Annotated in this window: 13 protein-coding genes; 1 reads left to right on the top strand and 12 read right to left on the bottom strand. The window is 60.2% G+C overall.

The features are described 5' to 3' along the window. Positions 1-36: 36 nt before the first annotated feature. Entirely contained in the window at positions 37-585 is a 549-nt protein-coding gene (locus tag CAF74_RS06580) for a hypothetical protein (RefSeq protein WP_085745756.1), read from the bottom strand. Continuing rightward, on the bottom strand, positions 585-2,570 hold the full coding sequence (locus tag CAF74_RS06575) for a type VI secretion system tip protein VgrG (RefSeq protein WP_085745755.1): 1,986 nt from the start codon (positions 2,568-2,570) through the stop codon (positions 585-587). Before CAF74_RS06575 ends, CAF74_RS06580 begins: the two co-directional genes overlap by 1 nt. Positions 2,571-2,932: 362 nt before the next feature. Between CAF74_RS06575 and CAF74_RS06570 the strand changes: the two genes are divergently transcribed. Next, positions 2,933-4,234, top strand: coding sequence for an OprD family porin (locus tag CAF74_RS06570; RefSeq protein ID WP_085745754.1), 1,302 nt, complete (start codon positions 2,933-2,935; stop codon positions 4,232-4,234). Between the two features lie 159 nt (positions 4,235-4,393). On the opposite strand, the gene CAF74_RS06565 is transcribed toward CAF74_RS06570, so the two are convergent. From CAF74_RS06565 to CAF74_RS06520, 10 genes are all read right to left on the bottom strand, one after another. Then, on the bottom strand, positions 4,394-5,014 hold the full coding sequence (locus CAF74_RS06565) for a hypothetical protein (protein ID WP_085745753.1): 621 nt from the start codon (positions 5,012-5,014) through the stop codon (positions 4,394-4,396). A 44-nt stretch (positions 5,015-5,058) separates the two neighbouring features. Next, a complete protein-coding gene (locus CAF74_RS06560; protein WP_085745752.1) occupies positions 5,059-5,997 on the bottom strand; it encodes a carbohydrate kinase in 939 nt (312 codons plus the stop codon). A gap of 13 nt (positions 5,998-6,010) precedes the next feature. Continuing rightward, positions 6,011-7,507, bottom strand: coding sequence for a xylulokinase (gene xylB / locus CAF74_RS06555; protein WP_085745751.1), 1,497 nt, complete (start codon positions 7,505-7,507; stop codon positions 6,011-6,013). A 204-nt stretch (positions 7,508-7,711) separates the two neighbouring features. After that, the gene (locus tag CAF74_RS06550) at positions 7,712-9,184 is read right to left on the bottom strand and encodes a mannitol dehydrogenase family protein (protein ID WP_085745750.1); all 1,473 of its coding nucleotides are present in this window, start codon (positions 9,182-9,184) and stop codon (positions 7,712-7,714) included. A 16-nt stretch (positions 9,185-9,200) separates the two neighbouring features. Next, entirely contained in the window at positions 9,201-10,304 is a 1,104-nt protein-coding gene (locus tag CAF74_RS06545) for an ABC transporter ATP-binding protein (RefSeq protein ID WP_085745749.1), read from the bottom strand. Positions 10,305-10,327: 23 nt separating this feature from the next. Then, a complete protein-coding gene (locus CAF74_RS06540; RefSeq protein ID WP_007957423.1) occupies positions 10,328-11,158 on the bottom strand; it encodes a carbohydrate ABC transporter permease in 831 nt (276 codons plus the stop codon). Between the two features lie 8 nt (positions 11,159-11,166). Beyond that, positions 11,167-12,093 carry a carbohydrate ABC transporter permease gene (locus CAF74_RS06535; RefSeq protein ID WP_039768250.1) on the bottom strand — a complete coding sequence of 309 codons (927 nt, stop codon included), beginning with the start codon at positions 12,091-12,093 and terminating at the stop codon, positions 11,167-11,169. 93 nt (positions 12,094-12,186) lie between these two features. Then, the gene (locus CAF74_RS06530; RefSeq protein ID WP_085745748.1) at positions 12,187-13,497 is read right to left on the bottom strand and encodes a sugar ABC transporter substrate-binding protein; all 1,311 of its coding nucleotides are present in this window, start codon (positions 13,495-13,497) and stop codon (positions 12,187-12,189) included. Positions 13,498-13,722: 225 nt separating this feature from the next. Then, the gene (locus CAF74_RS06525; RefSeq protein WP_085610235.1) at positions 13,723-14,628 is read right to left on the bottom strand and encodes an AraC family transcriptional regulator; all 906 of its coding nucleotides are present in this window, start codon (positions 14,626-14,628) and stop codon (positions 13,723-13,725) included. A 53-nt stretch (positions 14,629-14,681) separates the two neighbouring features. Then, the gene (locus CAF74_RS06520; RefSeq protein ID WP_371857326.1) at positions 14,682-15,560 is read right to left on the bottom strand and encodes a phospholipase; all 879 of its coding nucleotides are present in this window, start codon (positions 15,558-15,560) and stop codon (positions 14,682-14,684) included. Between the last annotated feature and the right edge of the window lie 12 nt (positions 15,561-15,572).

Raw genomic sequence — 15,572 nt, 5'->3', positions numbered from 1 at the left:
CGCGATGGTCCCCCGTTGAAGAAAAAACCTCAGCGACTACGGGTAAGGTTTCAGCTCAATCAGCGATTCGCCGGTTGCAGGAACGGGCAGCTCATCCGTTTCGAGGTAAGCATCCGACGGACCGTAAATCAGGTACTTGTGGACGCTTTCATGTCCGACGTTCTCGAATATCACTTGAGGGCTTTTCGAGCCGCTCAATACCCAGCGAGGACGGTTCCTTTCGGCAAACTCCACACGGTGTATCCGTCTGTCGCTTGTATCTCGAAAGAACAAGATGCCTTGTTGGTAGTTGGAGCTGAACTCGCCGGTAATCAGCAAGACATTCACGTCGTTGCCTATAGACACGCACTGCCAATCGACACGGCTGCCATTAGACGCGTCGGCATCCGCATACAAGAATCTGGTTTCGTGTTTCTGACTGATTTTGTAAACGTGAGAGTCGGAGAGGGGATGGCCCCGCAGCAGGGACACTCTGCTGTCGGAGCCGGCGAGATTACACTCAGCCACCGTCGTGAACGGTGGCTGATCGGCAAAGACATGAAGGCTTGATGCGATGAGTCCAGCCGCGATGACTGCGTTGCGCATCAAGCCGACTTCACAACCTGCTTCGGCGAAACAACGGTGCCAGGCTTGTCGTTGGCGGCCGGTGCTGGAATGACCGGCGGTAGAATCGCGATCCCGGTGCCGGCGCCCGGCGCGCCGCCGGTGTTGGCCTTCACCTCTGCACCACTGATGGTCACGCCACCCGCATCGACCTTGACGAAACTGCCGCCAGCCTTGGCCGTCAGTTCCATGCCACCCTCGATCACGACCTTGTCGCCGGCGTGGTAATGAATCTCCGTACCAGCCTCAACGAACTGCCCGGTGCCGACCTTCACATGTTGGGTCACGCCGACAGTCAGGTGATCGTTGGCGCGCATTTCGCTCTTGCGATCCAAGTGGGTGATGCGGTGTTCCTCGACCTTGAATTCACTTAAAACATTGGCTTCGACGGTGTCATGCCGTTCGTTGCCGACGCGGATCTTCTGGTCGTGCTCGATGTTTTCGTCCCAGTCGCGCTGGGCGTGGATGTAGATCTGCTCGACGCCTTTCTTGTCTTCGATACGGAACTCGTTGTAGCCCTTGCCGCCCGGTGAACTCAGGGTTTTGAAGGTGCTGCGGGTCTTGTTCGCCGGCAAGTCGTAGGGGACGACGTTTTCCTTGTGGTACAGGCAGCCGGTCACCAATGGCTGGTCGGGGTCGCCTTCGAGGAAGGTCACCAGCACTTCCATGCCGATCCGTGGAATGGCGATGCCACCGTAGGCTGCGCCGGCCCAGCCGCTGGCGACGCGCAGCCAGCAGGTGGTCTTGTCGTCGGCCTGGCCTTCTCGGTCCCAGTGGAATTGCACTTTCACGCGGCCGTACTGGTCGCAGTGGATTTCCTCGCCGGCGGGGCCGGTGACGATCGCGGTCTGGCTGCCGAGGGCTTTCGGTTTCGGGTGCTCGAGGGCAGGGCGGTAGTGGGCGTCCCACGGGGTGGCCACGAAGCTGTTGCGGTAGCCCTGGTGGAAATCGCTCTTGTTGTCGGTGACGTCGCTGGTGACGTTTTCGCCCAGCACTTGCGGCTGTTTGCCTTCGTGGAAGATTTCCAGCAGCAGCCACATATCGTTCCATTCGGCGCGCGGGTGTTCGGCCAGGGTCATGAAATGGCCGGTCGTCAGGGTCGGTTCGTCACCCTTGCCTTCGGCGAGTTTGTAGTCGCTGCGGTGGCGCTCCAGCGCTCGGGTCGAGAGGAACTTGCCGCGCTCGCGCGTGGTGAAACGGCCGGGGTAGTCGTAGTCTTCCAGGTCCGGCATGAACGCGGATTTGGCCGCGCCTTCGGGCAGGATCTTTGGTTTCTCGAAATCGTGATCGCGGCGGCTGACGCGGCTGGTGCGGGTTTCCAGGCGCAGGTTGAAGCGCTTGATCACCGGTTTGTCGGCGGTCATGCCGGAGTCTTGCTGGTAGTTGACCGGTTTCAGTTTGCGGAACACGGTCTGGTCATCGCCGAACACCAGTTTGTGGCCGCTGCTGCTGTGCTGGAAGTGAAAGTGAATGCCTTCCTCTTCGCACAGGCGCTGGATGAAATGCAGGTCGGATTCGTCGTACTGCACGCAGTAGTCGCGTTCCGGGTATTCGGCGCCGAGCTGGAAGCTGTAGGCGTTGGCCAGGATGCCGCGATCTTCCAGAACGCAGGCGATGATCTTCGGCACCGTCAGTTGCTGGAAGATCTGCTGGTCATGGTTGTGCCGCAGGTAGGCCAGTTGCGGTACCAGGCTCAGGCTGTAGCGGGTCAGGGTCTTGCCGGAATCGCCTTGCTCGATGCGATACACCAGACCATGAATCTTGCCCTCGCCAGTGGCGCCGAAGGTCAGGCAGGCAGGCTTGTGCAGGAGTTCTTCAAGGTTGAGGTCGGGACGGGCGCTGACCAGTTCGAGGTCGAAACGGAACGGCTCGTTGAGGGCTTCGCGACCGGTGAAGCTGAGGACTTGCAGGTCGGCGGAGGCGCCTTCGAGCGTGAGGGTAATGTGGGTAGCGTTGGCGTCCAGCATGCCTTGTTTTCCGTCCTTTGGATTAGCGTGGGCGGATGGTGCAGGATTAAACCGCCTCGTTCAAGGCGCAAATGCCGTAGAGGCAGTGGTCAGAACCCATAGGGAAAACCCTTAGGCCCACGGTTTGGCCCAGTAAAACAGGCACTTGCGGACGGACCAATCTGTCGCGAACACCGAATACCGCGTCCGGGAACAACCAGTCAGTTTCAGACTAAAGTCGCCTGTAGCACGTCAAAGCCATCTGCCATCATTGCCGTTCACCCCCGCGTGTTCACTGCCTCCCGGTTCTTCACTGGTCCGGGACGGGAGCTATTTCTGGTTGTTTGCGCCTGTGCGCAATCGTTGTTCTGTTGGAGTTTTCAATGCGTCCCCCATTTCCCCTCATCACCCCGCGCCAGTCGCTTGGCTTCGGAGCCTTTGTGCTGTGCGCCGGTTTTACCGCGCAGGTCCAGGCCAGCGGTTTTTTTGAAGACACCACGGCGAAGATCGAGTCGCGCACGGTGTACTTCAACCGCGATTTCCGTGACGGGCACACCTCCAGTGATCAGGGCGCGTCCAAGCGCGAAGAGTCGGCGCAGGGTTTCATTCTCAATCTGCAATCGGGCTACACCGAAGGCACCGTCGGTTTTGGTATCGATGCGCTGGGCATGGCGGGTTTCCAGCTCGATTCCAGCCCGGACCGCAGCAACAGCGGCCTGTTGCCGTCCAGCGGCGGCGACCCGCGCGGTTCGAAAGGTCAGTACGCGAAGATGGGCCTGACCGCCAAGGTCAAAGTCTCGGATACGGTGCTGAAATACGGCGCGCTGCTGCCGGATCTGCCGCTGCTCAAGTACAACGACGGTCGCCTGCTGCCGACGATGTTCAACGGTGCGATGCTGACTTCCAAAGAGGTGAAGGACCTGACCTTCATGGCCGCGCGTCTGGACAAGTACACCGCGCGGGATTCGACCGATTCGCAAGACATCCGCGTGCACTGCAAGAACAAGCGCTATGCCTGCAACACCACCGCCGATCATTTCGACATGTACGGCTTCGACTACAAGATCAACGATCGCCTGACCGCGCAGTACCACTACGCCGAGCTGGAAGACATCTATCGCCAGCACTTCGTGGGTCTGTTGGCCAATCAGCCGCTGGGTGACGGTGTGCTGAAAGCCGATCTGCGTTTGCTGAAAAGCGCCGACAGCGGCGATGCGAAAGCGGGCTCAATCGACAACCGCGCGTTGAGCGGCATGCTGTCTTACGGCATCAGCGGTCACACCTTCAGCGCTGGCTGGCAGCGTATGAACGGTGACAACTCGATGCCGTATCTGGATGGCAGCAACCCGTATCTGGTGAACTACGTGCAGGTCAACGACTTCGCCGCCGCCCAGGAACGTTCCTGGCAGTTGCGTTACGACTATGACTTCAAGGCGATCGGCATCAACGGCTTGAGTTTCCTGACCCGCTACGTGAACGGCGATCACATCAAGGTCCCGGGCAGCGATCAGGAAGGCAAAGAGTGGGAACGCGACAGCGAGTTGAAGTACGTGATCCAGACCGGGACGTTCAAGGATGTCAGCCTGCGGTTGCGTAATGCGACTTACCGCACCAACTACGAGAAGTTTGCCCGGGATGTGGATGAGACCCGTTTGATTGTGAGTTACAACTTTTCGGTGTTGTAACCCATCGGTTGGCGGTGTCTGAGCTGACGCCATCGCTGGCAAGCCAGCTCCCACAGGTTTCCTTGGTGACCACAATTTCGTGAGCACCGAGGAAACCTGTGGGAGCGACGGTGCGACGATTCGACTTGCTCGCGATGGCGTCCTTAAGAGCGCTGAGGATCAGAGCCAATGCCAGAACCGGCTCCAGAACCCGCGATTCAGATCATCCTTGCACGCCGCGTATTGCTGACCGTACATGTCCGAGCGGTTCTGCACCTTGCGCGCCACCGGCGGCAGCCACGCCTTGCTGGCGTAGGTCTTCTGGCGGAAACCGCCCCAGCCTTCGTGGTAATTGAGGTATTGGTTGTAGGCGTCGTACTTGTACACGCCGTTGATCGAGGTGGTCTTGTCCATGTACCAGCCGACGAAGTCGATGGCGTCGTCGAAGTCCTCGCGGTCGGCGCCATATCGGCCGGTGCTTTTCTGGTAGTCGGACCAGACTTCATCCTTGGCCTGCGCATAACCCGAGGCTGTCGTGACGCGACCCCATGGGATCACCCACAGCAGGTATTTGCGCGGCGTCTTGGCGTCGTAGCGGTAGCCGGACTCCTGATACATGATCGCAAACGGCACCTGGATCGGTACGCCCCAGCGCTTTTGCGTGACTTGCGCCGCGTCGTACCAATCACTTTTTTCGCGGAAAATCTCGCAGAGGTTTTCCGGTGAACGCGGTGGCGATGTTCCGCAACCGGTCAACAGTGCCGCCAATACCAAGAGTACAACCGTGCGCCGCGAATTCAAAAGCCGTCATCCCGTCGTGCAAAAAAGGGCGCCAGTCTACGCGGTCAGGTCAACTGGTGGCGATAAGGCAAATCCGGACCTGTTTTACTGCATGTAAGGGCGGCGGCCTGTACGGCAAACCTGAGCATGCCGTCGATCTGTTCGCGGCTCAGGTGCTGCACGCCTTCCACCGAGTCCAGTTCATGTTCGGTCAGCCAAGTGATCAAAGCGGCCTGGAAGGTATCGCCGGCGCCGACGGTGTCGGCAATCTTCACCGAGCTTGCCGGCACCGACCATGAACCGTGAGCGCGGCTGAACACGGTCGCGCCTTCACCGCCACGGGTCAGGAACACCACCTGGCAGCGATGCTGCAACCAGCCTTCGATGACGCGCGCCGGATCTTGCTCGGGGTACAGCAGGCTCAAGTCTTCGTCGCTGACTTTGATCAAGTCCGCCAACGGCACCAGCGTAGCGATTCGTTCGCGCCAAAGGTCGATGTTCGGCTCGGGGTTGAGGCGCACGTTCGGGTCGAGGCTGATCAGGCGTTTACCGCTTTCGCGTTGCACCAGCGCAAGCAAGGTATCGGCAATCGGCTGCACCACCAGCGAGAAGGAACCGAAGTGCAAACCGCGCACTTCAGGGCCCAGCGTCGGCAGGTGCGCCTGACTCAACTGCCGGTCGGCGCAACCTTCACCGCGGAAGCTGTAGTGCGGCGAGCCGTTGGCGCCCACCGCGACCATTGCCAGGGTGGTCGGTGCAGCGAAATCCACCAGATAGTCCGGGCGTACACCTTCATCCTGCAGCACTTGCTGCAAGCGTCGGCCGAGGTAGTCGGTGGACAACCCGCCGAACAGCGCCGAATCCACGCCCAGTCGGCGCAAACCCACCGCCACGTTGAACGGTGAACCACCGGCAATCGCCTTGAAATTGACTTTCGATGCCTGCCCGCCGGCATCGTCTTCGCTGAAGAAATCGAACAGCGCTTCGCCACACACCAGGTACATAGTTGTTTGCTCTTTATAAGGTTGCGACATGCAGTCGATAGCGTTCATAGGCCTGCTGGAAGGCCGCAACATTCGCGGCAACCGGCAGGGTTTCACTGTTCAGGTCGAGCTTCACGCAGCGTTCGCACAGATCGGCCAGGGTGTCTTCGTGGCCGTTCGACCACGACTTGCACCACGCCGCCTGAATCGCCGCGCCCAGGGCTGCGGCTTCGCTTTGCTCGGTGCAGATCACCGGGGTGTTCATGATGTCGGCGACGATCTGCCGCCATACCGCACTTTTCGAACCGCCGCCGATCAGGCAAATGCTGCGGCTTTGTAAACCATTCTGGCGTAGCAGATCCAGTCCATAACGCAGGCCGAAGGTGGTGCCTTCGACGGCGGCGCGGCACAGATTGGCCTGGGTCAGGTTATCGATAGTCAGGCCGTGCAGGCTGCCGGTGGCGTGGGGCAGGGGCGGCACGCGTTCGCCGTTGAGGAATGGCAGCATGCTTACGCCCTCGGCGCCGATCGGGGCCTGGGTCACCAAGGCATTGAACGCGTCGAGATCGAGGTTGAACAGTTCGCGGATCGCGCCGGTGGCGTTGGTCAGGTTCATGGTGCAGATCAATGGCAGCCAGCCGCCGCTCGAGGAACAGAAGGTCGCGACCGAGGCGTCCGGGCTGACTTTCGGTGCCTCAGCGTAGGCGTACACCGTGCCGGAAGAACCGAGGCTCATGGTGATCGCCCCCGGCTGAATATTGCCGGTGCCGATGGCGCCCATCATGTTGTCGCCGCCACCGCTGGATACCAGTGCGTTGGGGTTGATCCCCAGCTGTTCGGCAACCGCCGGCAGGATCGTGCCGACCGCTTGATGGGCGTCGATCAGCTCTGGCAGCGCGGATTGCAGACGACCGCTGGCGTCGATGTCGCGCAGCAGCTGCAGATCCCATTGACGGGTGCGCACGTTGAAATAGCCGGTGCCGGACGCATCGCCGTATTCGCTGCACGCACGACCGGTGAGCCAGAAATTCAGGTAGTCGTGGGGCAGCAGAACTCGCGCGATGCGGGAGAACACATTCGGATGCTGCTCCTTGGTCCACAACAGTTTGGAGACGGTGTAGCCCGGCGCGATGACCACGCCGAGGCGTTCCAGCGAGCCTTGTTCACCGCCCAGGTGAGTCAGCAGGCGATCGTTTTCAGGCGTGGTTTCGGTGTCGCACCAAAGCTTGGCCGGGCGCAGGACCTGGCCTTGATCGTCGAGCAGCACCAGGCCGTGTTGCTGGCCGGAAACGCCAATGCCCTGGATCGACTGGCCGTCGACATTTGCCGCCAATAAAGCGCGGCGGGTGGCGAGGGCGAAGGCTTCCAGCCATTGCGCGGTGTCTTGCTCGCGACGGCCGTTGGCGCCGCTGATCATCGTGTGGGCGGCGGCGCCCTGGCCGAGAACCTGACCGCTGACAGCGTTGAGGATGATGGCTTTGGTGCCTTGGGTGCCGCAGTCGATGCCGAGGAATAGTTGTTGTTTGTGCATGGTGTGAACCTGTTGGTTTTTTGGCGACTTCTAAAGCCACCCCTCACCCCAACCCTCTCCCCAGAGGGGAGAGGGGGAAAGGGAGCAGATTTGTGTAGGTTTCAATTCCTGAGTTCGGCTCCGGACTTTCAGGTCGATGTAGCTCGAATAAACACCTCAGTCGGCTCCCTCTCCCTCCGGGAGAGGGCTGGGGTGAGGGGCTTTTCAGGCCAGAATACGCTCGAGAGTCCGAGTGACGCCTTCTTCACGCAAGCTACTCAGGCACCACTCAAACGCCGCAACAAACTCTGGCGAACGCGGTATCGCCGTACCGAAGATTTCTTCAACCCCCAACAACCGCTCAGTGATCAAAGCATCCTCCGCCACCAACCCCTGACAAAACGCCGCCCGAGGATCCGGAATCGAGTAAGTGTCGCCATTCTCGTCCACGCCCTTCAAGTAAAGTGCCCAAGCCGCCACCACCAACGCTGCCCGTTTGGTCTCCTGCCCATCGGCAATCAACCGATTGATCGTCGGAATAGTGAACTTGGGAAACTTCGACGACCCATCCGAGCAAACCCGCTCAAGCTGATCGGCAATCGCCTGATTGGAGAACCGCGCCACCAGCGTGTCCTTGTACTCGGTCAGGTCGATCCCCGGCACCGGCGCCAGTTGCGGGGTCACGTCCAGGTCCATATAGGCGCGCATGTAGCGCACGAACAGCGGGTCGTTCATGGTCTCGTGAACGAAGCGGTAACCCTTCAAAAAGCCCAGATAAGTCAGGGCCAGGTGACTGCCGTTGAGCAGTTTGATCTTCATCTCTTCGTAGGGCGAAACATCATCGGTGAACTGCACGCCGACCTTTTCCCAGGCCGGGCGGCCGTTGACGAACTTGTCTTCCAGCACCCATTGCACGAACGGTTCGCACACAACAGGCCAGGCGTCGTCGACGGCGTGTTTGTCCGCCAGTTGCAGGCGATGCGCGGTGCTGGTCATCGGCGTGATGCGGTCGACCATGGCGTTGGGGAAGCTGACGTTGGCGTCGATCCACTCGCGCAAGTCCGGATCCAGCAGCGCGGTGAACGCCAGCAGTGCCTTGCGGGTGACGGCGCCGTTGTGCGGCAGGTTATCGCAGGACATCACGGTGAATGCCGGAATGCCCGCCGCACGCCGTCGGGCCAGTGCGGCACAGAGGAAACCGAACACGGTTTTCGGCTGTTGCGGGTAGGTCAGGTCGTGCTGAATCTGCGGCAGGTGCGCCATGAACTCGCCGTTGCTGTCGTCGATGCAGTAACCGCCCTCAGTGATGGTCAGCGAGACGATGCGGATCTGCGGATCCGCGAGTTTGTCGATCAGCACCTGGGCGCTGTCCTCGGCCAGCAGCATGTCGCGGATCGCGCCGATGACGCGGACTTCGGTGTCGTCGCTGTCGCCCAGTTCGAACAGGGTGAACAGGTAATCCTGCTCCTTGAGGTCGTCCCGGGCGCGGCGGTCTTCGGCGCGCAGGCCGACGCCGCAAATCGCCCAGTCCAGCGCTTCACCGGTGTTCATCAGCGCATCGGTGTAATACGCCTGATGCGCGCGATGGAAGCCGCCGACGCCAATGTGGGCGATGCCTTGGCGGGTGTCGCTGAGGCTGTAGGCCGGAAGCTTCACTTCGGCGGCCAGGCGGTTGAGGTTTTGCTTGTTCAGTTTCATCGGGTCAGTCTCGAAATCAGGCGGCCGCGCGCAGCGGGCGGGTCAGCGCCACGCCGTCGGCATCGAACAGATGACAGTGGGCAGCGTCCAGGTGCAGGTTCAGTTGTTCGCCGTAACGGCTCGCCAGATCACCGCGCACGCGCATGGTCAGGGCTTCGCCGGCGTTGGTCTTGACGTGGCAGAAGGTGTCGCTGCCCAGCCGCTCGCTGACGTCGGCGGTGACTTGCAGGGTGCAGTCGCCCGCTTGCGCCAGTTCCAGATGTTCCGGGCGAATGCCCAGGGTCACGGCGCTGCCGACGCTCAGGTTCGACGCGTTGAACGGCAGGGTGATGCGGGTACCGGCCTCCAGCGAGACTTCGCAGCTCGCGCCATCGATCCGCGCGATCCGGCCTTTGAGAAAGCCCATTTTCGGCGTGCCGAGGAAGCCGGCGACGAACAGGTTGGCGGGGTGGTGGTACAACTCCAGCGGCGAGCCGACCTGCTCGATCTTGCCGCCATTGAGCACCACGACCTTGTCGGCCATGGTCATGGCTTCGACCTGATCGTGGGTCACGTAGATCATCGTCGCTTTCAAATCTTTGTGCAGGCGCAGCAGTTCCAGGCGCATCTGTACCCGCAGGGCGGCGTCGAGGTTGGACAGCGGCTCGTCGAACAGGAAGATTTTCGGGTTGCGCACGATTGCCCGGCCGATGGCAACGCGCTGACGCTGGCCGCCGGACAGTTGTTTCGGCTTGCGTTCGAGCATCGGGCCCAGTTCGAGTATGCGCGCAGCTTCGCCGACTTTCTTCTCGACTTCAGCCTTCGGTACGCCGGCCAGATCGAGGGCGAACGACATGTTTTTCTTCACGGTCATGTGCGGGTACAGCGCATAGGTCTGGAACACCATCGCCAGATCACGCTTGGCCGGGCTGACTTCGGTGATGTCTCGTCCGTCCAGTTCGATGGTGCCGCCGCTGACTTCTTCAAGACCGGCGATCAGTCGCAGCAGGGTGGATTTGCCGCAGCCCGACGGGCCGACGAACACCACGAATTCCTTGTCGTTCACCTCAAGGTCGATGCCCTTGATGATGGAAAAACCTTCGAAGCCTTTTTGCAGATTCTTGATTTTCAGGTTGGCCATGATGGCGCTCCTTTTGCGAATTCTTATTTGACGGCGCCGAACGACAGGCCGCGCACCAGTTGTTTCTGGCTGATCCAGCCGAAGATCAGGATCGGCGCGCAGGCCAGCGTCGAGACAGCCGACAACTTGGCCCAGAACAATCCTTCAGGGCTTGAGTAGGAGGCGATCAACGCGGTCAGTGGCGCGGCTTTGGACGAGGTCAGGTTCAGCGACCAGAACGCCTCGTTCCAGCACAGGATCAGCGACAGCAGCACGGTCGAGGCGAGGCCACCCTTGGCGATCGGCAGCAGCACGCGGAGCATTTCCTGGGCGAGGGTGGCGCCGTCGAGGCGGGCGGCTTCGAGGATGTCTTTGGGGATGTCCTTGAAGTAGGTGTAAACCATCCAGACCACGATCGGCAGGTTGATCAGCGTGTAGATCACGATCAGCGCAATGCGCGTGTCGAGCAGGCCGAAACTCTTGGCCAGCAGGTAGATCGGCATCAGCACGCCCACCGGCGGCAGCATCTTGGTGGAGAGCATCCACAGCAGCGTGCCCTTGGTGCGCTGGGTTTCGTAGAACGCCATCGAGTAGGCCGCCGGCACCGCAATCAGCAGGCACAGAGCCGTGGCGCTGAAGGAAATCACCACCGAGTTCCAGGCGAAACTGAAGTAATCGCTGCGCTCGTTGATGTGCAGGTAGTTCTCCAGCGTCGGCGTGAAGATGAACTGCGGCGGCGTGGCGAAGGCGTCGATTTCGGTCTTGAAACTGGTCAGCACCATCCAGAAGATCGGGAAGAAAATGATGATCGCGATGGCCCAGGCCAGCGTGCCGAGCAGCAGGCTTTGCAGCCGGCGGGATTGTTGAAGAGTCATGGCAGGCCTCAGGCTTTGTCAGTCAGGTTTTTGCCGATCATCCGCACCAGAATGATCGCGGCGATGTTGGCGATGACCACGGCGATTAGGCCGCCGGCCGAGGCCATGCCGACGTCGAACTGCACCAGCGCCTGGTTGTAGATCAGGTAGGCGAGGTTGGTCGACGCGTAGCCGGGGCCGCCATTGGTGGTGGTGAAGATTTCGGCGAACACCGACAGCAGAAAGATGGTTTCAATCATCACGACTACGGCAATCGGGCGTGCCAGGTGCGGCAAAGTCAGGTGCCAGAAAATCGCGATCGGGCCGGCGCCGTCGAGGCGGGCGGCTTCTTTCTGTTCCTGGTCGAGGGACTGCATGGCGGTCATCAGGATCAGGATCGCGAAGGGCAGCCATTGCCACGAGACAATGATGATGATCGACAGCAGCGGGTAGTGAGCGAGCCAGTCCACCGGTTGCGCGCCGAACAGTTTCCAGATGTAGGCGAGGATCCCGGACACCGGGTGGAAAATCAGGTTCTTCCAGATCAGCGCACCGACCGTGGGCATGATGAAGAACGGCGAAATCAGCATCACCCGCACGATGCCGCGACCGAAGAACTCGCTGGCCTCCAGCAGCGCACTGATCAATACGCCGAACACCACGCTGATCAGCAGCACGCTGCCTACCAGCAGCAAGGTATTGGTAGCGCCGGGCATGAAGCCGGAGTCGGTCAGGAAGTAGGTGAAGTTTTCCAGCCCGACAAATTCGTTGGTGCCCGGGTCGAGCAGGTTGTAGCGGATCATCGAGAAATAGACGGTCATGCCCAGCGGCACGATCATCCACAGCAGCAACAGGGCCACCGAAGGGCTGACCAGAAACCAGCCGGGATTGGCCACACGGCTTTTGCGCCGGGGCTGCGACAGGTCGATGTGGGCTTTGGCAGTTGAAGTATTCATGGTGATCACAACCGAGTCATACAGACCTATGGAGATCCCGTGCGGGAGCGAGCAATCTCGCTCCCGCAGGAGGCAGGAGAGGCTTTCGCAGGATTACTTCGGATAACCCGCGCGCTTCATCTCGCGTTCGGTGGTTTGCTGGGCGGCGGTCAGCGCCTGGTCGACCGTGGTCTGGCCGATCAGTGCGGCGGAGAACAGCTTGCCGACCTGTGTGCCGATCCCCTGAAACTCGGGAATGGTCACCAGTTGAATGCCGATGTAAGGCACGGGTTTGAGGGTCGGTTTGCTCGGGTCGGCCGCTTTCAGCGATTCCAGCGTGACCTTGGCAAACGGCGCGGCGCTCATGTACGCGTCGCTGTAGGTCGAGGCGCGTGTGCCCGGCGGAACGTTGGCGATGCCGTCGGTCTTGGCGACCAGTTCGCCGTACTCTTTGGAGGTAGCCCAGGCGCTGAATTGCTTGGCGGCTTCCTTGGCCTTGGAGCTGGTCGGAATCGCCAGCGCCCACGAGTACAGCCACGCCGAGCCTTTGTCGGTGGCCTGATGCGGCGCGTAGGTGAAGCCGACATGATCGGCGACCTTGCTTTGAGTCTTGTCGGTGACGAACGAGCCGGCGACGCTGGCGTCGACCCACATTGCACATTTGCCGCTGTTGAACAGGGCGAGGTTTTCGTTGAAACCGTTGCTGGAGGCACCCGGCGGGCCGGATTTCTTCATGGTGTCGACGTAGAAGTTCAACGCGTTCTTCCACTCCGGACCGCTGAATTCGGGTTTCCACTGCTCATCGAACCAGCGTGCGCCATAGGCGTTGGCCACAGTGGTGATCAGCGCCATGTTCTCGCCCCAGCCGGCCTTGCCGCGCAGGCAGATACCGTATTGTTCCTTGTCCTTGTGGGTGAGTTTTTCGGCGAAGCCGGCAATCTGTTCCCAGGTTGGACGCTCCGGCATGGTCAGGCCGGCGTCCTTGAACAGGTCGGTGCGGTAGTAGGTGATCGAGCTTTCAGCGTAAAACGGCAGGGCGTACAGCGAACCCTTGACTGACAGGCCTTCGCGTACGGACGGGAACACGTCATCGAGGGCGTAGCTGGCCGGCAGATCCTTCATCGGCTCCAGCCAACCCTTGGCACCCCAGAGTGCGGCTTCGTACATGCCGATGGTCAACACGTCGAACTGACCGCCCTGAGTGGCGATGTCGGTGGTCAGGCGCTGACGCAGAACGTTTTCTTCCAGCACCACCCAATTGAGCTTGATGTCCGGATGCTCGGTCTCGAAGGTTTTCGAGAGCTTTTGCATACGGATCATGTCGCTGTTGTTGACGGTGGCGATGGTCAGGGTCTGGGCGCCAAGGCTGACGCTGCTGAGGGTCATGCAGGTGAGGGCCAGCAGAGCTTTTGCAGTGGGTTGCATCGTGCACTCCTTTTCTGCACCCGGCGGGGGCAGAAGGACAGTTATTGTTTTTGTGTTCTTCCGGCGGGGGAAGAATGTGCACTGATTACAGCCTTCTGACGCAGGGCTGACAAATCATCCCTAGCACTTGAATCGATACTTTTTTGCACTCGGGATTGGCGCGATAAACGCAGGGAAGGGCGTTTCAGCAGGGCGATGGGCGCGAAACCGTACAGATTTTCCTGTTCAGCCGTGGTTTTGCTCGGTCAGGCGCTGCACCACCAGCCGCCGATAATGCGACGGCGTCATGCCTTTGAGCTGCTGAAAGCGCCGATTGAAATTGGAAATATTGTTGAAGCCCGACTCGAAGCACACCTCGGTCACCGGTTTGTCGCCATCGGCCAGTAACTCGCAGGATTTGCTGATGCGCAGGCGATTGACGAATTCGATGAAATTGCGCCCAGTGGCCTGTTTGAATACGCGGCTGAAATAGGTCGGCTTCATGCCCAGGTGCTCGGCGACTTCCTCAAGGGGTAGCTCGCGGGCGTAGTGGGCGAAGATGTAATCCACCGCGCGGTTGGTGCGGTCGATGTTGTGCTCGTCGGCCAGTTGCGGGGTGGTCGCGCCGGACAGCAGCTGGTAGTCGTCGCAGGCCGCCAACAACTCCATCAGGATGAAAAAGTGCCCGAGACGGGTGATGCCGTTTGAATCGGCGATACGTTGCATCAGGGTCATGGCCTGACGGATTGTCTGCGGGGAGCGGAATTCGATGCCGTACTGCGCACGCTCAAGCAGTGGCGCCAGGGTCTTGAGTTCGGCGAACACCTGATGACCGCTTTCGAACAACTCATCGGTGAAGTTGACCAGCATGTCGCGTTTCTCGACCACCTCGTCTTCGGCCACCTGGCTGATCCAGTTGTGCGGCAGATTGGGCCCGGTCAGGAACAGCGTCTGCGGGTAGAAGTTGCCGATGTAATCGCCGATGAACACCTTGCCCGAACTGGCGACGATCAGGTGCAGCTCGTATTCCTTGTGAAAGTGCCAGCGCACCAGCGGGCAGGGGAAACCATGCTGGCGATAGATGATGGACAACCCGTTGTGGTCATCCATCAGTTCATAGGAAGGGTCGGTGACGCGGGCTGTTCGGGTCATGGTCGGACGCTTTTTTTGTTATCGCCCGGCGATCATGCCTCTTTGCGCGGCCGTTACGCCAGTAGGCGATCAGCAGGGCGCAGGTGCGCCTTCGTCTGATTCACTGCCCGGCAGAACGACACGATGCTGGTCTCTTCGATGAAGTCGACGTTGATCACGTTGCACTTCATTGCCCAGTCACTGTTGTTCGGGTCGAACCACTCGTTCAACTCCTTATGAATATCGACCGGCCCGCCCAGCGCCGTGTAACTGGTGGCGGACAACGACCAGGGTTTCCAGGAGCCCGGTGGGGACTTCAGGACATTGCCGATGAATTGCTTCAGTTCCGCCGTTCCGGTCAGGTCGTTACCCGACCATTGATGGTTGATGTAATCGATGAACACGCTGCGATCCAGTTGCCAGTGCGAACGGGCGGCAACGAATATACGTTGCTCATTGTTGATTTGTTTAAGCTGGCCGAGGCTGGCACTCAGATTTCGACTCGGAATCAAACGGTGGCCGAGAAAGTGAATCATCATGTTATTGAAATAGACATAATCGAAGTCGTTGCCATCCAGACTATGGAAGTCAAGAACAATGAACTCATCCGGGTTTTGTTTCAGGAAACTTTCCAGGTCGGTGATCAGGTTACCCAGGGTTCGGGAGTTGCGGTGCCCGCCATGGTGAGCACGAAACTTGCCGACGCCTTCTGCCTTGGAGTCGTAGATCAGGCGAATGTCCAGCACCCTTGCGCCATGGTGTAGCTGAGCGTGGAACGAATCATGCTGGCAGGCGAGCCAGTGGCGGGGTGGGCCGAAAACTGGATAGTCGGCGCGCCAGTCGCTGCCGGCGTTGTGGGTTCCTGGCAGCGTCAGCTCAGAAATGGAAAGAGAATCGATGGAAGGTGTCGCCGCCATCCAGTCATGGGTGGCGAAGTTGTTGTTGTCGATCATGTATGCATCCTG

This window comes from Pseudomonas sp. R45(2017) (assembly GCF_002112305.1).
Classification (GTDB): Bacteria; Pseudomonadota; Gammaproteobacteria; order Pseudomonadales; family Pseudomonadaceae; genus Aquipseudomonas; species Aquipseudomonas paraglycinae.
This window is presented reverse-complemented; position numbering and strand designations above follow the sequence as displayed.